The sequence below is a fragment of the Aeromonas sp. R3-1 genome (assembly GCF_040908345.1).
Lineage (GTDB): Bacteria > Pseudomonadota > Gammaproteobacteria > Enterobacterales > Aeromonadaceae > Aeromonas > Aeromonas veronii.
Window position 1 is genome coordinate 1 of the sequence record NZ_JBFODN010000226.1, and the last position, 21,749, is coordinate 21,749.

Consider the following 21,749-nt stretch of genomic DNA (forward strand, 5'->3'; position numbering starts at 1 on the left):
GCCCATCATCCCGATACCCAACCCCATGGCGAGCGGCACACCCAGGCGACTCTCTACCAGACGGGAGGCAGGTAGCTGGAGCAGGACGCCGATCACCGCCGAGAGGGTAAAGACCCCGCCGAGCAGGTGGGTGGCGTCCGGCAGGCTCTGGATATGAGCGGGCAGGGCGAGATAGAGCTGGTGGAACAGGATCTGGTAGCTGCCCGCCAGCAGGGTAAACACGATAAATGAGCGCTGGCGCACTATCTCTCTCCATTGGCGCAAAATGGCGCCACGCGGACTCTGGTGGCTCACCGGGCGTTTGGGCAGCACCCGGTATTGCAGCACGCCGAGCAGGGCGAACAGACTAGCCGCCAACAAGCCGGTCAGGGTATAGCTCTGCTGGGTCAGTGTCAGTCCAACCAGGGGCCCGAGCAGCATGCCCGCCTCGCTGGCGAGATTGTGCAGGGCAAAGGCGCGCTGACGCTGGCTCGGGTTGTGGCATTCGCTGGCAAGATACGCCTGGGCGCAAGGGGTGAACAGGGCCCCCGCAAAGCCGGTGAGGGCGGCGGCCAGCAGCAGGATGGGCAGGGACTCGGCCCAGCCGAGCAACACGAAGCCTATGGAGCGCACCAGGCAGCCCCAGACGATGGCGGGGTGATAGCCGATGCGATCCCCAAGGGTGCCCCCCAAGAGAAAGAGCCCCTGCTGGCTGAAGACCCGCATCCCCATGACCAGCCCACAGGCCCAACCGGCGAGACCCAGCCCGCTACCCATGTGCTGGGCGAGGAAGGGCATCATCATGTAGAAGCCGAGGTTGAAGGCCAGCCCGTTGGTGATAAGCAGGCGGGCAGCCGGGCTCATGCCCTGCCAGTCCCGCCAGTAAGAGGCGCCGTTCATCTTCGCCTCCCATTAGTGTGTCGGGAGGGGGCCGCCGGGGTTGTGCTGCGCTCAGTCATGAGGCCTTTCGCACGGTTCTGAGGAAGGGGATGCCGCTCTGATCGTGGCTTATCTCCACCGGCACATGGTAGAGGCGCTCGATGAGGGCCGCGTCGAGCACCCGGGCGGGGGGGCCGAAGGCCTGCAGATCGCCCCCTGCCAGTACGATCAGCTGATCGGCAAACTGGGCGGCGAGGTTGAGATCGTGCAACACCACCAGGGTGATCCACTGCTGCTCGCGGGTCTGCTGACACAGGTGCTCCATCAGTTGCATCTGGTGGTGCAGATCCAGGGCGCTGACCGGCTCGTCCAGCATCATGATGCGGGGATCGCGCAGCAGCACCTGGGCGAACAGTACCATCTGTCGCTGGCCGCCGCTCAAGGAGTAGAGGGGGCGATCAGCCAGATGGGCGATGCCGAGCGCCTGCAGGGCGCGGCCCGCCGCCAGGATGTCCTCGTCCGCCAGACGCATGGAGAGGCTATCGAGGCGACCGAGTACCACCACTTCGATGACGCTCAAGTCCAGCTCCAGCTGGATGTTCTGGGGCATGTAGCCAAACTGCTGGCGCCACTTGGCCTGCGTCATCTGGCGGGCACTCTGGCCCCCCAGGCGGATATCGCCGCCATCCGGGGTCAGTTCACCAAACAGGGCGCGCATCAATGAGGTCTTGCCGGTCCCGTTCGGACCGATGATCACGTGGACTTGACCCGGATGCAGGGTGAGGTTGAGCTCTCGCAGCAGGGTCTGCTGGCCGAGGGAGAGGGTGAGTCGGGATATTTCAAGCACGTTTACGCCCCCTGCCGAGGATCAACCAGATGAAGAAGGGCACGCCAATCAGAGCGGTGACAATGCCGATGGGAAAGAGGGCCCCCGGAATAATGGACTTCGAGAGCACTGAGGCCGCCGAGAGCATGCAGGCGCCGCACAGGGCCGAGAGCGGGATCAAAAAGCGCTGATCTTCCCCCACCAGCATGCGAGCGATATGGGGTGCCACCAGGCCAACGAAGCCGATGACACCGACGAAACTGGTGGCGGTGGCGGTGAGCAGGGCGACCAGGATCAGGGTCTTCATGCGCAACCTGTCCACGTTGACCCCGAGGCTGCGGGCGCGGGCTTCCCCGAGGCGAAGGCTGGTGAGGGCCCAGGCATCCCGGTAGATGAGCAGGGTGCAGATCAGGGTGATGGCGGCGGTGATGATCAGGGAGTCCCAGGTGGTGCGCATCAGGCTGCCAAACAGCCAGAACAGGATCTGCTGGTTGAGCTCGGGGGAGGAGAGAAACTGCAGCAGGGAGAGCAGGGACTGGAACAGGAACAGCAGGGCGATGCCCGCCAGGATCAGGGTCTGGCTGCTGACATTGCGCATCATGGCAAGGCCAAATAAAAGGCTCGCGGCAAACATGCAGAGGATGAAGGCGCCAGCCGGAATGGCAATCAGAGGAGGGAGCCCAAGACCGCCGGTATAGAGCGCCAGTGCGGCACCGAGCCCCGCTGCCGCCGCGAGCCCCAGAGTGTAGGGGCTGGCCAGCGGGTTATCCAGCAGAGTCTGCATCTGGACGCCGCCAAGGCCCAGCGCAGCACCGACCACCAGCGCCATCAGGGCGATGGGCAGGCGCATGTCATGGACTATGGTGCGGGTCATGGGATCGGCCTGGCTGGGGCCGAGCAGGGCATCGACCACTTCGCCCAGTGGCAGCAGAGAGGGGCCGGTGGCGATGTCGAGCACCAGGGTAATGCACAGCATCAGGGTGAGCAGCAGGAGCCAGTGCCCGCGACGGCGCTCCCGTTGCCGCTGGCGGGCGAGGGTCTGCTGCAGGGCAGCCAAATCATTCATGATGACAATCCTGAAACGGGCGCCATGAGAGGCGCCCACAAGGGTGAAAGAGGGATGAAGAGGGCTCTGCCTAGACTGGCAGAGCCCGAACGACCAGATTCAGTTTGCCTTACCCGGCTTGATACCCAGCATAAAGGTGCCCTGGGGACGGATGGGCAGATAGCGCTGGTAAAAGCCCTGATAGGTGGCCAGGGGATCGAGATCCTGGAACAGATCCGGGTAGAGGGCCTTGGCCATGAACTCGATGAGAGCTGCATCCATGATGCTGCGGGTGGCACCGTGATAGACCGCATAGAGGCGACCCTGCTGCACTGCGGGCAACTCGCTCCAGCCCGGGCGGGCGGCAAAGCCTTGCAGACGCTGGCGCACCGTCTCGGCTGACACATCCTGGCCAACCTGCATCGCCTCTGCGCTGCTCACGCTCTCGTAGCCCGCCATCAGGATGACCTCGGGTTTGCTCGCCAGCAGTTGCTCAGGATGGATGGGGCCCCAGCGCTCGACGAAGGGAGCCGCGACGTTGTTACCCCCGGCCAGCAGGGCCATCGCGCCCCACATGTCCTTGCCATAGGTGTAGCTGTACTCGGCCGGGCCCTTGTCACCCAGCTCGATATAGACCCGAGGGGGCTGGTGCTTCGCGGCGGCGATGCGGGAGGTGATGATGTCAATCTTGGCCTTGTATTCGTCGGCCATCTGTTGGGCACGAGCTTCCTGACCTGTCACCTTGCCCAGCAGCAAGGTGCTCGCCATGTGGCGCTTCAGGGTCTGGGCGTTGTAGTCGATGACCACCACCGGAATCCCGGCCTGTTCGAAGCGTGGCAGATCCGGGCCGAGGGCCTCATATTGCCACTTCGCCAGGATCAGCAGATCGGGCTTGACCGCCAGGGTCTTCTCGATGGAGAAGCTCTGATCCTGCACATTGCCAAGGTCAGGCACTTTGGCCAGTTGCGGCAGGCTAGCCACATAGAGCGACCAGATGGCGGGGCGGGACTTGACGAACCAGCCACGGGACATGCCCACCAGCCGATCGGCGCCGCCTTCACCGGCCACGGCCAGATAATCCTCGGGATAGAAACCGAGCACGATACGGCTTGCCGGAAGGCTGAGGGAGACCTTGCGGCCCATCACATCTTCTACTTCAACCGGGGGATTTGCCTGCGCCATCCAGCTCATCAGGGCGAGCTGACCGAGCAGCAGCAACTTTGCCAGGGGGTGACGAAACATCTTGTGAAAACCTTGAACGGATTTTGGGGTGAGAAGTATTAGCATTTGCATTTGATGATGGCAATCGATTTTACCAAGGGTCAGATAAGGGACGTATATAGCGTATTAGTCGTTCGAGGCCCACCTTGGCAAGGTTCTTCGCCAACGCCCCTCTTCAGGGGGCGTGCACGTTTGGGCTGTCGGCCCCCACAAGAGTAAGATGGTCCTTTTCGGGGCTGGTTAGCCCGGCATGCAGGCGCACAGGCGCCAAAAAGGCAGAGTAATGAGCACAAAGATCAATATGGCGGCGCTGGTGGGATTGATCCTGCTCACCGCCATCTGGAGTTACAGCTGGATCGTGATGAAGCAGGTGATGCTCTACGCGGGGGCGTTCGAGTTCACCGCCTTGCGCTGCCTGTGCGGATCTCTGGTTCTGCTGCTGGTGTTGGCCCTGCGCGGCCGCCGTTATCTCAAACCCACCCCGTTTCGCTATACATTAGCCATCGCCCTGTTCCAGACCTGCGGCATGGTGGGGCTGGCCCAGTGGGCCCTCATCAGCGGCGGGGCGGGCAAGGTGGCCATTTTGAGTTACACCATGCCGTTCTGGGTGGTGATCTTCGCGGCGCTCTTTCTCGGCGAGCGGATGCGCAAGCTGCACTATCTGGCGGTCGGAGTGGCCGCCTGCGGGCTGCTGCTGGTGATCCAGCCCTGGTTGCTGCATCTTGAATCCCTCAAGAGTGCCCTCTTGGCGATCCTCTCCGGCATCTGCTGGGGGATCAGCGCCATCATCGCCAAGCGGATGTATGCCCGCCACCCCGGGGTGGATCTGATGTCCCTCACCACCTGGCAGATGATCTACGCAACCATAGTGATGGCGCTAGTGGCGGCGCTGGTGCCGGAGCGCCCCATCGACTGGCAGCCCTACGTGATGGGGGCGCTGGCCTATAGCGCCATCTTCGCCACCGCCATCGCCTGGAGTCTCTGGTTGTTTGTGTTGAAAAAATTGCCGGCGGGGATTGCCAGCCTCAGCACCCTGGCGGTGCCGGTGACCGGTGTGCTGCTCTCCTGGTGGCTGCTGGGCGAAAATCCGGGGCCGGTGGAAGGGAGCGGCATCGCCCTTATCGTGCTGGCATTGTTGGTGATCAGTCGCAAGGGCAAGCGCTCAGTGGTATCGGTGGCGGGGGAGACCCGCATCAAGCACGGCTGAGCCGATTGCCAGCGAAGAGATAAAAGGGCCCGCCATCATGGCGAGCCCTTCTGGTTTTAAGAACACTCTCTTATCTGCGCTTGGCCAAATGCATCATGGCTTCGAGTACGGCGCCGCCGATGGCGCGCGCCTTGTCCGATACCGTAGTGGCGTCGGCGCGCTCGCCACGCGGGTCGATATCGCCAATCTTGAAGCCGACCGGCACTTCGATGCCATCGCTGAGCAGCCCCCGCACCATGCCAGAGAGCGGCGCGATAATGGGGGCATCCCCTACATGGGCAATCACATCCCCCTCCTGCACCAGATCACCGAGCTTGATCAGACTCTTCATCACCCCGGGGGCGGGGGCGCGCACCACCCGGCGGGCGGAGTGCCCCTCGATCACCCCGGGAATGCCGGTATTGGGCTGGGCAGGGCCCTGATAGATGACCCGGCCCAGATGATGACCGCGGTTGGTCTCAATGACCGCATCGCAGTCGCGCCCCGCCTCAAACCCTGGGCCAAGGGCCACCGTGATGGGGGCCATCTCCTTGTGGGTGCCGAGGTTCTGCTTGGCGAGGATGGCATCCACCAGATAGCGGGGCTTGAGCTCGGCGAGGGTGGCGCAGTCGGGGTCAACCAGCAGCGGAATGATGCCCCGATCCAGCTGCTCGAACGCCTGTTCGACGCTCTCGACCCGCTTGGCACGCACTCCCTCGACGCTGGTTTCACCATCAAACATCCCTTGCGCGAAGGCGACGGTGCGGCGGATCACCGTGGGTTTGTCGAGATCCAGCATCACCACCTTGAAGCCGGCATTGTGCAGGCGCAGCGCCACGCCGGTAGCGATATCGCCGGAGCCGCGCATCACCACCAGTTGATCCCGCTTGAGGCGCACGTCATCCTGCATTAGCCCACCCGATTTGCCGTTTTTCACTTGAAGCAGCTCGGCGAGGATGCTGATGGCGATCTCCTCGGGGGTCTCGGCACCTATGTTGTAGCCGATGGGGGCGTGCAGCCGCTGCAGTTGTTCCTGGCTCACCCCTTGCTGGCGCAGGGCCTGGGTGAAGGTCTGCACCTTGCGTTTGCTGGCGAGCAGCCCCAGATAGGCAAGGGGGCGGTTGATGAGCCGCTCCAGCGCCTCCTTGTCCTGATGGTTGGTGGCGATGATGACGAAGTTGGCGGGCTCGATGGCCAGTGCTTCGATCACCGCGCTGATGGTATCGGCCTGTTTGAGATGGGTGCCGACGGGGAAGTGATCGGGATTGAGGCTCCCTTCAAAACAGTCGCCCACATGGATATCAAAACCCAGTGGCGCCGCAGCATGGGCCAGCGCCCGGTTGACGTGGCCGGCACCGATCAGTACCAGCCGTGGTCGCAGACCATAGACATCGATATAGACCGACATGGCGCCGCCACAATCCGACCCGACCGCATGTTCGCCGTTGCGGGCCATCCGGCCGTGGAAGATACGCGGCTTGCGCTCGGCAATGGCGGCCATCGCTTCCTCGATCACCAGCCGCTCGATCATGCCGCCGCCGATGGTGCCGAGGATCTGGCCATCGGCCATTACCAGCATCTGGGCCTGATGGCGGGGGGTGGAGCCACGGCTCTCGATGATCTGGGCCATGGCAAAGGGAATGTTCTCCTGTTCCAGTCGGGCTGCGTGTGCAAACAGATTCATAAGGTACCTCTTCTTATCCTTAAACCATCATGGGCGAGGCGGCTGAGCCTCATCCTGAGCGAAGTAACCGAGTGCGTGGCGAATGGGCTGTGGCTCGCGAACCGCCCCCTGCCAGATGGCATAGATCTCGGGGTGGCGGCTATGCAGCTTTATCAATTCATCGAGCCACGACGCCTCATTTTGATAATCCCCATTGATAAACCAGATCCGGCGCGCCCTGGCCGGGGTGCCCTTGAACAGCCCCTCGGGGTGGGAGAGCAGCTGGTGAAACAGCGCCCAGTCGAGGGGGTCACCGGCCTCTATCCCGCACAGGGCCTGAAGCTCTGCCCAGCGGTGGATCTGCTGCGGGTCGGCCTTGGCCCCCACCATGGCGCCGCCCGTCAGGGCGATCACCCAATCACTGTGCTGAGGAATGCAAGGTTCGTGCAAAGCGGGCACTTTCAATAACTTGTGATGGGCGCCATCCGCTTCGACCAGGATCAGATCGAAGCGCTGCTGCCCCTTGATAAGATCAATCTGCTGGGGCGTGGGGCCCGCCACCTTTCCGGTGCGCTCGTCGAGATGGTTGAACAGGGCAACCAGCGCCGGGCCATCCGGGAGCGCCTGACAGCGGGTAAGTTGACGAACGGGATCCGTCTCGATAATCAATTCCCGATAGTGTGACGGGGCAGGCAGAAACATCCTGGTGGTGGTGGTAATTAGCACCCTTTTACCCTGTTGATAAAAATATTCCGCCAGCCAGAACAGGGTGCTGGTTTTTCCACCGGCGCCGCAGAGGCTAATTAAGGTGGTATGGCTATCAATATTTTGGGTGAACGGGTTTAATAGTGGATCTATATCTGGAAATGCGACAGCAACAACGTGTGGTAGCGACATAATGACGACCAAAATAAATATCGAAGGGAGTGGAAAACAACGTTACCAGGAACAAGTGCAGTGTGACTGTATAATAACGGCGGCGGGTTTATCTTCCCGAATGGGTACCTGGAAAATGATGCTACCTTATTGCCAGGGGACAATGCTTGATGCAAGTCTCAAAAATGCCTTGGCCTTTTGTCAGCGGGTTATTCTGGTGGTGGGCCATCGTGGCGAGGAGCTTGAAGCCCGCTACGGATCACGGCCGGATATTGTTGTCGTCCACAACCCAGACTATCGGCAGGGACTGGGTAGCTCCATCCGCTGCGCCCTGGCGGCCAGTGACGCTGACTACCTCTTTATCAGCCACGGGGATCTCCCCTGTATCCCGCGCGAGGTCTATCAACAGCTCTGGCAGGCACGGGGCTGTGAGGCTCTTTTCCCTACCTGGCAGGGGGAGGCGGGCCATCCGGTGTTGCTGCCAAAATCCCTTGCCCGCGAGTTGGCAGCGGCCCCGGTGCAGTCGTCGGTACGGCGCTGGTTGCAAGGGCATCCGCACCGTATGGTGCCAGTTGACAGCCCCGCCATCCTGTTTGATGTGGATACCCCGGAGCGCTATCAGGCGCTGCTGGATGGCATTCTTGAAAATGAGAGTTAGCCCACGAAATAACCCTGTTTTAAAAAGATAATGGGGAGATAAATGGCGTATCAAAGTGATATTTCTCGCACTTGATCTGATAGAGTGAGTTCTTTTTGAATTGCTCATTAAGTAAATTCCAGTGTAATTGATAACTACTCGCAATACCCATAATGGTGGCATCGTAAATTCTCATCATTAATTGGAGCTGTCTCACGCTTTCACCCTAAAAAATAGTTTTGTAACTGTAGTGGCCTGATTGTTGCTCTTCTCCTTGCAAAGGGATAATGCCCGTGCGGGATATCCCATTTATTCATGCTGCCAATGGGCAGAACAGCTGCAAGGAGATAACCATGGGCGATATTATGCGACCCGTTCCGTTCAAGAACCTGCTGACCCGTATTTTCGCGGAATATAAAGAGAGTCAGAGCATTTTCGGTATTCCCGCCGCGCAATTCTATCGCAAGCAGGACGAGCGCAAGATCAAGGTGTTCGGTGAAACCTGCGAGACCCCCATTGGCCCGGCAGCTGGCCCCCATACCCAGTTGGCCCAGAACATCGTCACTTCCTGGCTGACCGGCGGGCGCTTTATCGAGCTCAAGACGGTGCAGATCCTGGACCGTCTCGAACTGGAAAAGCCCTGTATCGATGCCGAGGATGAGTGCTTCAACACAGAGTGGTCCACCGAGTTCACTCTGCCCAAGGCATTTGACGAGTATCTGAAAGCCTGGTTTGCCCTCTACCTGCTGGAAGAGGTGTTCGACCCGCGCCTCGACGGAGAGGCCAAGTCCTTCATCTTCAATATGAGTGTGGGTTACAACCTCGATGGCATCAAACAGCCACCGATGCAGCAGTTTATCCACAGTCTGATGGATGCCAGCAGCACTCCGAAATTTGCCGAGTACCAGCAGGTGCTGCGCGAGCTGGTGGCCGACGAGCAGTTTATCGCCGAGCTGGGACTGGGGGCGCGCCGCGATCGCCTGCAACAGCTGGTGGATCGTATCCCGGCCAATCTGGTTCACGGCGTCACCCTCTCCACCATGCACGGCTGCCCGCCGAACGAAATTGAGGCCATCTGCCGCTACATGCTGGAAGAGAAGGGGCTCAACACCTTCGTCAAATTGAACCCGACCCTGCTGGGCTACCCGCGGGTGCGCGAGATCCTCGATACCTGTGGCTTTGATTACATTGGTCTGAGCGAAGAGTCGTTCGATCACGACCTCAAGCTGGAGCAGGCCAAGGCGATGCTGACCCGTTTGATGGCGCTGGGGGCCGAGAAGGGGCTCACCTTCGGGGTCAAGCTCACCAACACCCTTGGCACCATCAACCGCAAGGGGGCGCTGCCCGGCGATGAGATGTATATGTCCGGCCGCGCGCTGTTCCCCCTCTCCATCAACGTGGCTGCCGTGCTGTCCCGCGCCTTCGATGGCAAGCTGCCCATCTCCTACTCCGGTGGTGCCAGCAAGTTCAACATCGCGGAGATCTTCGAGACCGGTATTCGTCCCATCACCATGGCCACCGACCTGCTCAAACCGGGTGGCTACCTGCGCCAGATTGAGTGTCTCAAAGAGATCGACGCCTCTGACAGCTGGGGCATGAGTCAGGTGGATGTGGCCAAGCTGGAGGCGCTGGCCGCCAAGGCGCTCACCATGGATTATACCCAGAAGGAGTGGAAGTCCGAGGATCGCATCGAAGTGGGGGGCGGTCTGCCGCTGACTGACTGCTACGTGGCGCCCTGCGTCACCGCCTGCGCCGTGCACCAGGATATCCCCGAGTACATTCGCCTGATGGGCGAGGGGGAGTATGTGGCGGCCCTTGAGCTGATTTATCAGCGCAACGCCTTGCCCGCCATCACCGGCCATATCTGCGATCACCAGTGCCAGTACAACTGCACCCGTCTCGATTACGACAGCGCGCTCAATATCCGTGAGCTGAAAAAAGTGGCGCTGGAGCGCGGCTGGGAAGGGTACAAGGCCCGCTGGCACAAACCGGCAGGCAGTGGTGACAAGCACCCGGTTGCGGTGATTGGCGCCGGTCCTGCCGGTCTCTCCGCCGGTTACTTCCTGGCCCGTGCCGGTCACCCGGTCACCGTGTTCGAGCGCGAAGCGGATGCCGGTGGCGTGGTCAAGCACATCATCCCCGAGTTCCGCATCCCAGCGGAGCTTATCCAGCATGACATCGACTTTGTCGCCGCTCACGGGGTCAAGTTCGAGTTTGGCTGCGATCCGGCGCTCACCGTCGACAAGCTGCACGCCCAGGGCTTTACCTATGTCTTCGTCGGCATCGGCGCCGACAAGAATGGCGGCATGCGCCTCGAGGGGGGTCACGAGCGGATTTACAAATCCTTCCACTTCCTGCGCAGCTTCAATCAGGGCAAACCGCTGCCGCTGGGCCGCCATGTGGCGGTGATCGGCGCCGGTAACACCGCCATGGACTGCGCCCGCGCCGCCCTCAAGGTGCCCGGTGTCAGCGATGTGACCGTGATCTACCGTCGCAGCGAAAAAGAGATGCCCGCCTATCGCGAGGAGGTTCTGGAAGCGGTAGAGGATGGGGTACGTTTCTGCTTCCTCACCAATCCGGAGCGCTTTGACAAAGATGGCAAGCTCACCGTGCGGATGATGGCGCTGGGGGATCCTGACGAGCAGGGCCGCCGCCGTCCTGTGCCCACCGAGCAGACCGAAGTGATGCAGATGGATGCGCTGATCACCGCCATCGGCGAGCAGCCTGATTGCGAAGTATTGAAAGCGATGGGCATTCCTCTTGGCAGCGATGGCTGGCCCGAGGTGGATAGCCAGACTGGCGAAACCAGCCGTCGCAACGTCTTCCTCATCGGTGACGTGCAGAGTGGCCCGTCCTCCATCGTCGGTGCCATCGGTGGTGCCCGCCGCGCCGCGGATCTGGTGCTCTCTCGCGAGCATATCGCCAGCCAGCAGAGTGAAGTGACCATCCAGCCGTCGGGCAAGGATGAGATCTACCGACGCAAGGGGAGCATCGCCGTCACCATGGTCGACAAGAACGAGCGTGATGCCTTCGTGGCGCAAGAGGCGCACCGTTGCCTCGAGTGCAACTACCTCTGCAGCAAGTGCGTGGATGTCTGCCCCAACCGGGCCAACGTCGCCATCGCGGTGCCGGGCTTCAAGGATCAGTTCCAGACCCTGCACCTGGATGCCTACTGCAACGAATGTGGCAACTGCGCCCAGTTCTGCCCGTGGCAGGGCAAGCCCTATCAGGACAAGGTCACCATCTTCAGCCTGCCCGAGGACTTCGACAACAGCCGCAACCCCGGTTTCTATCTGGCGGATGGTGGCGAACTGCGGGTGCGTCAGGGCGGCGAGACCTATCGCCTGACCATAGACGCCCAGAGCCGGATCAAGGATGCGCCTGCGGCCCTTGGCGACATGTGCCGCATCATCAGCCATGTCCACGCTCATCACCACTACCTGCTGGGGGCCGTCGAGGCCTGAGCGAACCACGAATAAGCGAAGGAGCAAACCATGTTTATTCTGAAGAACGTCACCGCCGTCCAGCTGGAGCCGACCCGGGTACTGGAAGGGGTGGATATCGCCATCGAAGGCACCCTTATCAAAGCGGTGGGGCCCAATCTGCGGGCCCTCTACCCGGAGGCCAACTATCGGGAGATGGGGGGCAAGCTGGTGATGCCGGGCATCGTCTGTGCCCACAACCACTTCTACTCCGGCCTGTCGCGGGGGATCATGGCCAATATTGCCCCCTGCCCAGACTTTATATCCACCCTGAAAAACCTCTGGTGGCGGCTTGATCGGGCGCTCGATGAAGAGTCCCTCTACTACAGCGGTCTCATCTGCTCGCTGGAGGCGATCAAGAGCGGCTGCAGTGCGGTGATCGACCACCACGCCTCGCCCAACTTCATCAAGGGCTCCCTGAATGTGCTGCGCAAAGGGTTTGTGGAGGCGGGCCTGCGCGGCATGACCTGCTTCGAGACCACGGATCGCAACGGTGGCCTCGCCGAATTGCAGGCCGGGGTGGAGGAGAACATCCTGTTCGCCCAACAGATCGATGCGGCCAAAGCCAAGGGGAGCGAACCCTATCTGGTGGAAGCCCATATCGGTGCCCACGCCCCCTTCACCGTGCCCGACGAGGGACTCGCCATGCTGCGCGAAGCGGTGCAGGTCACCGGTCGCGGGCTGCATATCCATGTGGCGGAAGACCGCTACGACATGGCCCACGGTCACCACCACTATGGCAAGGAGCCCATCGCCCGGCTGGACGAGTTTGGCCTTGTCGACAGCAAGACCCTGATCGCCCACGGCATCTACCTGAGCCCGGCTGACATCGAGCTGCTCAACAGCCGCGATGCCTTCCTGGTGCACAACGCCCGCTCCAACATGAACAACCATGTGGGCTACAACATGCACCTGCCGGAGTATCGCAATCTGGCGCTCGGCACCGATGGCATCGGCTCCGACATGCTTGAAGAGCTCAAGTTCGCCTACTTCAAGCACAAGGATGCCGGTGGCGCGCTGTGGCCCGACAGCTTTGCCCGCTTCCTGTGGAACGGCAACACCCTGCTGGAGCGCAACTTCGGCGCCAAATTTGGCCGCCTGGAGCCAGGTTACAAGGCCGATCTCACCATCTGTGATTACGACGCACCGACCCCGCTGGCTCCGCGCAACCTCGGTGGCCATCTCGCCTTCGGCATGGGATCGAACAGCGTCAACAGCGTGATGGTGGAGGGGCGCATGGTCTATCAGGACCGCGAGTTCCCGTTCGATGTCGCGCCCATTTATGAGCAGGCCAGCAAGGTGGCGAGCCGCCTGTGGCAACGGATGGATCAGCTGGCCTAAGGCCAGCTTCCACAGTTTTGGACCGGATTGCCCGCCCTGTGGATTTTCCCGGCGGCGGGCAGCAAGAGTAAGGACGACACATGATTGAGCAATTCTTCCGACCCGAGCAACTGGGTCAGGCTTTGGAACTCAAGGCCAGCTTCGGCAACGACGCCGTCTACATGGGGGGCGGCAGCAAGCTTAACGCCGCCCCGACCCGCACCGACAAGAAGGTCGCCATCTCGCTGGAGAGGCTGGGGCTTGACCAGATTGAGCAACAGCACGGCCAGCTCCATATCGGCGCCACCGTCACCCTGCAGACCCTGAAAGATGATCCCCGTACCCCGGCCGCCCTGTGCGACGCGCTGGGGTTTATCTACTCCCGCCATCTGCGCAATCAGGCCACTCTCGGTGGCGAACTTGCCTGCCAACAGCAGGACTCCCCCTTGCTGCCGGTGTTGCTGGTGCTCGAAGCCGTGGTGGTGCTGGAGAACAACCTGTTGCAACCCATCGAGGCCTATCTGGCGGGGCAGCGCAATGCCCTGGTGCTCGGAGTTGTGCTGCCGGAGCCTGAACTGCGCTGCGGCACTCGCCGCATCAGCCGCAATGCCGATGGCTTGGCGGTGATGACCGCCGCCGTGGCCCTCGACAGCATTGGCGAGATGCGGGTGGCAGTCGCTGGCGTCACCCCGCAGCCGATGCGTTTGCGTGATCTGGAGCGCCGCGATCTGCACGATGCCGCGCTGGAAGCCGCCGTGAGCGAGCTGATTGCGCCCCGTGAGGATCTGGCGGGCAGCGTGAGTTACAAGCGGTATATCACCGGTGTGGTAGTGGCGGATCTGCTGGTGGACTGCCAGCAGCAGGAGGTGCAAGCATGATGGAACTCAACTTTACCCTGAACGGTGCCCTGCGCACCGTCATCTGCAAGGCCGGTGACAATGCCCAGCGGGTGCTGTTCAACCAGTGCCGGATGCACTCGGTGCGCAACAGCGACGACGGCTTCGGCTTCGCCGGCTCCGACGCCATTCTCTTCAACGGCAAGGTGATCAACGCCTCCCTTCTGATCGCCGCCCAGCTGGATGGATCAGAAGTGCGCACCGCCGAGTCGCTGGGCAGCTGGAACCAGCTCAGTCTGGTGCAGCAGGCAATGGTGGATGTGGGCGTGGTGCAGTCCGGCTACAACGATCCGGCCGCCGCGCTCATCGTCACCAACCTGCTTGATCGCCACCCCGAGCCCACCCGTGATCAAATCGACGATGCCCTCTCGGGCCTGTTTCACCGCGATGGCGGTTATCAGCAGTTTTATCAGGCCATCGAGCTTGCCTGTTCACGGATGAAGGATCCCGATTACCTGTGCCAGATCGCCCCGGAGTTTCGCGACGATCTGCGCCATATCGGCAAGAGCTGTCCGAAAGTGGACGCCGCCAAGATGGTGCAGGCCAAGCCCTGCTACGTGGAGGATCGGGTTACTGAAGATGCACTGATCATCAAGATGCTGCGCAGTCCCCATCCTCATGCGGTGATCACCAAACTCGACGTGAGCCGCGCCGAAGCCATGCCGGGGGTGGTGCATGTCATCACTCACCTCAACTGCCCGGATATCTACTACACCCCGGGTGGCCAGAGCGCACCCGAGCCGTCACCGCTCGATCGCCGTATGTTCAGCCGCAAGCTGCGCCACGTAGGTGACAGGGTCGCCGCTGTGGTGGCCGAGAGCGAAGCGGTCGCGCTGGCGGCGCTGAAACTCATCGATGTCGAGTATCAGGTGCTGCCGGCGGTCATGAATATCGATGAGGCGATGGCCCCCAATGCACCGCTGGTGCACGACGAGCCCATCGTCTACATGGCCGGTGCGCCGGCGGATCTGGAGCAGCAGAACGCCTGCTCGGTGCGCCGCGGCGACGAGCACATGATCATCAACTTCCCCATCGGCTCCCGCCCGCACGAGAACCTGGCCGCCAGTGTCCATGGCCAGATCGGTGACGTGGCAAAAGGCTTTGCCGAGGCGGACGAGATCGTCGAACGTACTTACGAATCGACCCAGGCCCAGCAGTGCCCGACCGAGCCACATATCTGCTTCACCTACATGGATGGGGATCGTCTGGTTATTCACGCATCCACTCAGGTGCCGTGGCACGTGCGCCGTCAGGTGGCGCGCATCGTCGGCATGAAGCAGCATCAGGTGCACGTGATCAAGGAGCGGGTAGGGGGCGGCTTTGGCTCCAAGCAGGATATCCTGCTGGAAGAGGTGTGCGCCTGGGCCACAAAAGTCACCGGCCGTCCGGTCACCTTCCGCTACACCCGTGAAGAGGAGTTCATCAGCAACACCTCCCGCCACGTGGCCAAGGTGAAGGTGAAAGTGGGGGCCAAGAAAGATGGCACCATCACCGCCATCGACATGGATTTTCGTGCCAACACCGGCCCTTACGGCAACCACTCATTGACGGTGCCAAGCAACGGCCCGGCGCTCTCCCTGCCGCTCTATCCGTGCGACAACGTGCGCTTTACCGTCAACACCTACTACAGCAACATCTGTCCGACCGGCGCCTATCAGGGCTACGGCGCGCCCAAGGGCAACTTTGCCCTGACCATGGCGATTGCCGAACTTGCCGAGAAACTGGGCATCGATCAGCTCGACATGGTGGAGCACAACCGGGTGCACGAAGGGGACATCCTCAAGGTGCTGGGTGCCATCGGCGAGGGCAAGATGCCCACTTCGGTGCCCCATGCGGCCAGCTGCGCCCTCGAGCCCATCCTCAAACAGGGTCGCGAACTGATTGCCTGGGATAGCCCCAAACCCGCCGACGGGGATTGGCGCATCGGCCGTGGCGTCGCCATCATCATGCAAAAATCGGGGATCCCGGATATCGATCAGGCCAACTGCATGGTCAAGCTGGAATCGGACGGCACCTTTATCGTCCACTCCGGTGGTGCCGATATCGGCACCGGCCTCGATACTGTGGTGGCCAAGCTGACTGCCGAGGTGCTCGGTTGCCCGCTCAGCGATGTGCATGTGATCTCTGGCGACACCGACCACGCCCTGTTCGACAAGGGGGCTTACGCCTCGTCAGGCACCTGCTTCTCCGGCAATGCGGCCAAGATGGCGGCCGAGAACCTCAAGGCGAAGATCCTGTTCCACGCCGCCGCCATGCTGGGCGAGCCGGTCGAAGACGTAGAGCTGGTTCATCCGGGCATAGTGCGCGGCAAGCTGGGGGAGGTGAGCCTCGCCATGCTGGCCCACAAGGCGGAGACCGGTACCGGCTTCGGTATTCTGGTGGGCACCGCCAGCTATATCACCTCTGAGCTCGCCTTCCCGTACGGGGCCAACTTCGCCGAGGTGGCGGTCAACGTCAGAACCGGCGAGATCCGCCTCGACAAGTTCTACGCCCTGCTCGACTGCGGTACCCCCATCAACCCGGAGCTGGCCCTCGGCCAGATCTACGGGGCGACCATGCGGGCCATTGGCCACACCATGACCGAAGAGATCTGCTACGACAGCAAGGGCATCCCGCTCACCCGGGATCTGAAGAGCTATGGCGCGCCCAAGATTGGCGACATTCCCCGCGACTTCCGGGCCTTCCTGGTGCCGAGTGACGACAAGGTTGGCCCCTACGGCGCCAAGTCCATCTCGGAGATCGGGGTGAACGGCGCGGCACCCGCCATCGCCACCGCCATCCACGACGCCTGCGGTGTCTGGCTGCGCAAGTGGCACTTCACGCCGGAACAGATCCTGCGCGAACTGGGCAAGCTGGAGCAAAAAGTGTCGGCATAACAAAAGAAAAGGTGAGGGGCGGGTGAACGCTCGCCCCCAGCGCCTGACGGCGGAATGAGTACTCCGCCTACATTCTGTGTGATGGGACAAACACGATGTCTAAAACAACACGCAAGCACTCGGATCTTATTTACGAGCTGGAAGACAAACCCCCGTTTTATCAAACCCTGATGGGTGCAGTGACCCATCTGCTGGCCATTTTTGTTCCCATGGTAACCCCGGCGCTGATCGTCGGCGGCGCCCTGGGCCTCTCCACCGAGATCACCGCCTATCTGGTCTCCATGGCGATGATCGCCTCCGGTATCGGCACCTGGTTGCAGGTGAACCGTTATGGCCCCATCGGTTCGGGGCTGCTCTCCATCCAGTCGGTCAACTTCTCCTTTGTCACCGTGATGATCGCGCTCGGCGGCGCCATGAAAAAAGATGGCATCCATGAGGAGCTGATCGTCTCGACCCTGCTCGGGGTCTCCTTTGTCGGTGCCTTTCTGGTGATGGGCTCCTCCTTTGTGCTGCCCTACCTCAAGCGGGTGATCACCCCGACCGTGAGCGGTGTGGTGGTGCTGATGATTGGCCTGAGCCTTATCAAGGTGGGGATCATCGACTTTGGCGGCGGCTTCTCCGCCATGAGCAGCGGCACCTTTGGCAAATACGAGAACATCGGGCTGGGGCTCTTGGTGCTCTGCGTTATCGTCGCCTTCAACTGCAGCCGAAGCCCGCTGCTGCGGATGAGCGGCATTGCCATCGGCCTGATGGTGGGCTATGCGGTGGCCTTGATGCTCGGCATGGTGGATTTTTCCGCCCTTGAGAACCTGCCGCTTATTACGGTGCCGATCCCGTTCAAGTACGGTTTCTCCTTCGATTTTCACGCCTTTATGCTGGCGGGCACCATCTATCTGTTGAGCGTGCTGGAGGCGGTGGGGGACATCACCGCCACCGCCATGGTCTCCCACCGGGATATTCAGGGCCCCGAGTTTCAAAAACGGCTCTCCGGCGGTGTGCTGGCGGACGGGTTGGTCTCGGTGATCGCCTCGGCCCTCGGCTCTTTGCCACTCACCACCTTTGCCCAGAACAACGGCGTCATTCAGATGACCGGAGTGGCGTCACGCCACGTGGGCAAGTTTATCGCCGTCATCCTGGTGCTGCTGGGGCTTTTCCCCGTAGTAGGGCGCTTCTTCACTACTATCCCGTCACCTGTGATGGGGGGCGCCATGGTCATCATGTTCTCCATGATTGCCATCGCCGGTGGTCGCATCATCATCAGCCACGGTTTCGATCGGCGTGAGACCCTGATTGTCGCCACTTCGCTGGGTCTTGGGCTCGGCGTCTCCTACGACCCGAACGTGTTCAAGGTGCTGCCGGCGGGTATCTACATGCTGGTTGAGAACCCCATCTGCGCCGGCGGCATCACCGCCATCATCATGAATCTGGTGCTGCCGCAAAGCCGCAAACGCAAGGCGGCCGTCAGGGATGCAGAGGCGGTTGAAGTGATCCAGCTGAGCGACAAGCCGGATGTGATCTTTACCGCCCGCAGTGCGGGCCAGCCATTGGCCAGCAAGCTTGAGGGTTCACCAGAGCCAGTGCCCGGGCAGGCGGTGGCGCCACAAGTGGAACGGATCTGACGGTTAAGCCGGCAAAAAACGTCAACAGAACAAGAAAAACAGGGAAACGGTTATGAAAAACGACAACTCTGTCAAAGCGGTACGCGGCAGCTTCTTCGATATCACCCGGGTGGTGGATCAGCCCGAGGAGATTGAGTCCAACGCCCGCCTTATAGAGGATGGTCTGCTGATCATTCGCAACGGTTGCATCGACTGGTTCGGTGAGTGGGAGGAGGGGAAAGATCGCATTCCGGCCGAGGTGCGGGTGCGGGATTATCGCGGCAAGATGATAGTGCCCGGCTTTGTCGATACCCACATTCACTATCCCCAAAGTGAAATGGTGGGAGCCTATGGCGAGCAGCTGCTGGAGTGGCTCAACCGCCACACCTTCCCGGCCGAGCGGCGCTACAACGATCTCGAATATGCCCGCGAGATGTCCACCTTCTTTATCAAGCAGCTGCTGCGAAACGGCACCACCACGGCGCTGGTGTTCGGCACCGTTCACCCCGAGTCGGTGGATGCCCTGTTCGAGGCGGCCAGCCGCATCAATATGCGGATGATCGCCGGTAAAGTGATGATGGATCGCAATGCACCCGACTATCTGCTCGATACCGCCGAGAGCAGTTATGTGCAGAGCAAGCAGCTTATCGAGCGCTGGCACGGCAACGGTCGAATGCTCTATGCCATCACACCACGATTTGCACCCACCTCGACACCCGAGCAGCTGGCGATGGCGCGGCGACTGCGCGAAGAGTTTCCCACCACCTATCTGCACACCCATCTGTGCGAGAACAAGGATGAGATCGCCTGGGTCAAATCTCTTTTCCCGGCGCACAAGGGCTATCTCGATGTCTATCACCAGCATGGGCTCACCGGCCACAACTGCGTGTTTGCCCACTGCGTCCATCTGGAAGAGCAGGAGTGGGATTGCCTGAAGGAGACCGGCTCCACCATCGCCTTCTGCCCCACATCGAATCTTTATCTCGGCAGCGGCCTGTTCAAGCTGCACAAGGCGTGGCGCAAGCAGGTGAAGGTGGGGATGGGCACCGACATAGGCGCCGGCACCACCTTCAACATGCTGCAGACCCTCAACGAGGCCTACAAGGTGATGCAGTTGCAGGGCGAGCGGCTCTCGGCCTATCAGGCTTTCTATCTGGCCACCCTGGGCGGCGCCCATTCGCTGGGGCTGGACGAGAAGATCGGCAGCTTTGCGGTGGGCAAGGAGGCGGACTTCGTGGTGCTCGACCCGGTCGCCACCCCGCTGCAGCAACTGCGTTATGACAACTCCACCACCTTGCGGGACAAGCTCTTTGTGCTGTTGACCCTGGGGGATGACAGATCCATCTACCGCACCTATGTGGATGGCCAACTGGTGCATGAACGGGGGTAGGGGCTGGAGTGGGCTGCCGCGGCGCAGCCCCAACGAATACGGCGGCTGGCGTACCCAACAGGAGGCCAGTCTTGCCGCACCACAGGGGATCTCCCCGCATAGAACGTGAAATGGCCCGGTTTTTTTGACCAGCAAGGCAAACGTTTGAGTCAAGGCTGCCTGCCCTGGTCTGTCTGTCGCATCCTCTGCCGCCATCGCCTGTTTTTTTATCAAACTGGCGCGAGGCAGACCCGCAGATCCTGTCGCCATTTCGTCATGGAACATTCAGGCGCGTGTGAAGGAGTTGGGTATGACCCAAGCAAACAGCAGGACAAACAGCGTGGAACAGCTGGCCAATGATGACGCCAGCCAGAGCGCAGCAAAGCAACAGCCGCTCACGGCTCTTGATCGCTACTTTATGATCAGCGAGCGGGGCAGCAACGTCAGACAGGAGGTGCTGGCGGGCCTCACCACCTTCCTTGCCATGGTCTACTCGGTGATCGTGGTGCCGAGCATGCTCGGCAAGGCGGGCTTTCCCCCCGGCGCCGTGTTTGTCGCCACCTGTCTGGTGGCGGGGTTCGGTTCGCTCTTGATGGGGCTCTGGGCCAAGTTGCCGATGGCCATCGGCTGCGCTATTTCCCTCACGGCGTTTACTGCATTCAGTCTGGTGCTGGGGCAGCAGATCCCCATTCCGGTGGCGTTGGGCGCCGTCTTCCTGATGGGGGTGCTGTTTACCGCCATCTCGGTGACCGGGGTGCGTAGCTGGATCCTCGACAACCTGCCCATGGGGATTGCCCACGGCACCGGTATCGGTATCGGTCTCTTCCTGCTGCTTATCGCCGCCAACGGGGTGGGGCTGGTGATCAAGAACCCGCTGGAGGGGCTGCCGGTGGCGCTGGGGGCCTTCACCTCCATGCCGGTCATCATGTCCCTGATCGGCCTTGCGGTGATCTTCGGGCTGGAGAAGCTGAGAGTACCGGGGGGGATCCTGCTGGTGATCATCGCCATCTCCATCTTCGGCCTTATCTTCGATCCGGCGGTGAAGTATCAGGGATTGTTCGCCCTGCCGAGCCTCTCGGACGATCAGGGCAAGTCCCTCATCTTCAGTCTGGATATCATGGGGGCCCTCTCGCCGCTGGTGTTGCCCAGCGTACTGGCGCTGGTGATGACGGCGGTATTCGATGCCACCGGCACCATCCGGGCGGTAGCGGGGCAGGCCAACCTGCTGGATAAGGATGGTCACATCATCAACAGCGGCAAGGCGCTCAGTGCCGACTCGGTCAGCAGCATCTTCTCCAGTCTGGTGGGGGCGGCCCCCGCTGCCGTCTATATCGAATCGGCGGCGGGCACGGCGGCGGGGGGCAAAACCGGCCTGACCGCGACCGTGGTCGGTGGCCTGTTCCTGCTGATGCTGTTCCTCTCGCCGCTCTCCTATCTGGTGCCGGCCTATGCCACCGCACCGGCCCTGATGTATGTGGGGCTCTTGATGCTGAGCAATGTCACCAAGCTCGATTTCGATGACTTTGTCGGGGCCATGTCCGGGCTGGTGTGCGCGGTATTTATTGTGCTCACCTGCAATATTGTCACCGGCATCATGCTTGGCTTCAGCTCGCTGGTGATCGGCCGCATCTGCTCGAAGGAGTGGCACAAGCTCAACGTCGGCACCGTGGTCATCGCCCTGGCGCTGGTGCTCTTTTATGCTGGGGGGTGGGCTATTTAGGGATAACCCGCCCGTTTGGGGTCGCTCTGGCGGCCCCATTTTTATGCCTGCGGCTTTTTATGTCTGCAGTGTTCAGCCTATCCACGCTGGCTATCACGCCTCGGCCGTATCCGCAGTTGGGGGGCCATCTCGATACCATTTTGATAAATCCCCTACCAGATTGATAGGCTCCCACC

The 21,749-nt window shown here is 61.4% G+C and carries 15 protein-coding genes; 9 read left to right on the forward strand and 6 right to left on the reverse strand.

What is annotated here, in order from left to right:
- From AB5Y85_RS14525 to AB5Y85_RS14540, 4 genes are all read right to left on the reverse strand, one after another.
- Positions 1 to 879 (reverse strand): MFS transporter (locus AB5Y85_RS14525; protein WP_368221645.1); only part of this gene is annotated, 879 nt, incomplete at its 3' end.
- Between the two features lie 55 nt (positions 880 to 934).
- Positions 935 to 1,705 (reverse strand): ABC transporter ATP-binding protein, encoded by a 771-nt coding sequence (locus AB5Y85_RS14530; protein ID WP_042080834.1) that lies wholly within the window; start codon positions 1,703 to 1,705, stop codon positions 935 to 937.
- Complete coding sequence (locus AB5Y85_RS14535) at positions 1,698 to 2,750, reverse strand: iron ABC transporter permease (RefSeq protein ID WP_257687548.1); 1,053 nt, start codon at positions 2,748 to 2,750, stop codon at positions 1,698 to 1,700. The genes AB5Y85_RS14530 and AB5Y85_RS14535 overlap by 8 nt, the downstream gene beginning before the upstream one ends.
- A gap of 99 nt (positions 2,751 to 2,849) precedes the next feature.
- Positions 2,850 to 3,971: an ABC transporter substrate-binding protein gene (locus AB5Y85_RS14540; protein ID WP_257687547.1), complete on the reverse strand. Its 1,122-nt coding sequence runs from the start codon at positions 3,969 to 3,971 to the stop codon at positions 2,850 to 2,852.
- Between the two features lie 262 nt (positions 3,972 to 4,233).
- On the opposite strand from AB5Y85_RS14540, the gene AB5Y85_RS14545 reads away from it, so the two are divergent.
- Positions 4,234 to 5,157 carry a DMT family transporter gene (locus AB5Y85_RS14545; RefSeq protein ID WP_257687546.1) on the forward strand — a complete coding sequence of 308 codons (924 nt, stop codon included), beginning with the start codon at positions 4,234 to 4,236 and terminating at the stop codon, positions 5,155 to 5,157.
- A 70-nt stretch (positions 5,158 to 5,227) separates the two neighbouring features.
- Here the strand turns inward: AB5Y85_RS14545 and yqeB are convergent, their stop codons facing one another.
- Positions 5,228 to 6,820 carry a selenium-dependent molybdenum cofactor biosynthesis protein YqeB gene (yqeB, locus tag AB5Y85_RS14550; protein ID WP_257687545.1) on the reverse strand — a complete coding sequence of 531 codons (1,593 nt, stop codon included), beginning with the start codon at positions 6,818 to 6,820 and terminating at the stop codon, positions 5,228 to 5,230.
- 27 nt (positions 6,821 to 6,847) lie between these two features.
- Entirely contained in the window at positions 6,848 to 7,696 is an 849-nt protein-coding gene (gene yqeC, locus AB5Y85_RS14555) for a selenium cofactor biosynthesis protein YqeC (protein WP_236271389.1), read from the reverse strand.
- A 1-nt stretch (position 7,697) separates the two neighbouring features.
- Between yqeC and mocA the strand changes: the two genes are divergently transcribed.
- The 8 genes from mocA (at position 7,698) to AB5Y85_RS14595 (ending at position 21,573) form a co-directional block, all read left to right on the forward strand.
- Positions 7,698 to 8,333: a molybdenum cofactor cytidylyltransferase gene (gene mocA / locus AB5Y85_RS14560; protein WP_257687544.1), complete on the forward strand. Its 636-nt coding sequence runs from the start codon at positions 7,698 to 7,700 to the stop codon at positions 8,331 to 8,333.
- 332 nt (positions 8,334 to 8,665) lie between these two features.
- Positions 8,666 to 11,776 carry a putative selenate reductase subunit YgfK gene (ygfK, locus tag AB5Y85_RS14565; protein WP_257687543.1) on the forward strand — a complete coding sequence of 1,037 codons (3,111 nt, stop codon included), beginning with the start codon at positions 8,666 to 8,668 and terminating at the stop codon, positions 11,774 to 11,776.
- A gap of 30 nt (positions 11,777 to 11,806) precedes the next feature.
- Positions 11,807 to 13,135 (forward strand): putative aminohydrolase SsnA, encoded by a 1,329-nt coding sequence (gene ssnA / locus AB5Y85_RS14570; protein WP_204379823.1) that lies wholly within the window; start codon positions 11,807 to 11,809, stop codon positions 13,133 to 13,135.
- 80 nt (positions 13,136 to 13,215) lie between these two features.
- The gene (gene ygfM, locus AB5Y85_RS14575) at positions 13,216 to 13,992 is read left to right on the forward strand and encodes a molybdopterin-dependent oxidoreductase FAD-binding subunit (RefSeq protein WP_257687542.1); all 777 of its coding nucleotides are present in this window, start codon (positions 13,216 to 13,218) and stop codon (positions 13,990 to 13,992) included.
- Positions 13,989 to 16,886 carry a molybdopterin-dependent oxidoreductase Mo/Fe-S-binding subunit gene (locus AB5Y85_RS14580; protein WP_257687541.1) on the forward strand — a complete coding sequence of 966 codons (2,898 nt, stop codon included), beginning with the start codon at positions 13,989 to 13,991 and terminating at the stop codon, positions 16,884 to 16,886. Before ygfM ends, AB5Y85_RS14580 begins: the two co-directional genes overlap by 4 nt.
- 95 nt (positions 16,887 to 16,981) lie before the next feature.
- Positions 16,982 to 18,505, forward strand: coding sequence for a nucleobase:cation symporter-2 family protein (locus AB5Y85_RS14585; protein WP_257687540.1), 1,524 nt, complete (start codon positions 16,982 to 16,984; stop codon positions 18,503 to 18,505).
- A 52-nt stretch (positions 18,506 to 18,557) separates the two neighbouring features.
- The gene (guaD, locus tag AB5Y85_RS14590; protein WP_257687539.1) at positions 18,558 to 19,874 is read left to right on the forward strand and encodes a guanine deaminase; all 1,317 of its coding nucleotides are present in this window, start codon (positions 18,558 to 18,560) and stop codon (positions 19,872 to 19,874) included.
- Positions 19,875 to 20,271: 397 nt separating this feature from the next.
- Entirely contained in the window at positions 20,272 to 21,573 is a 1,302-nt protein-coding gene (locus AB5Y85_RS14595) for an NCS2 family permease (RefSeq protein ID WP_180343373.1), read from the forward strand.
- Positions 21,574 to 21,749 lie beyond the last annotated feature (176 nt).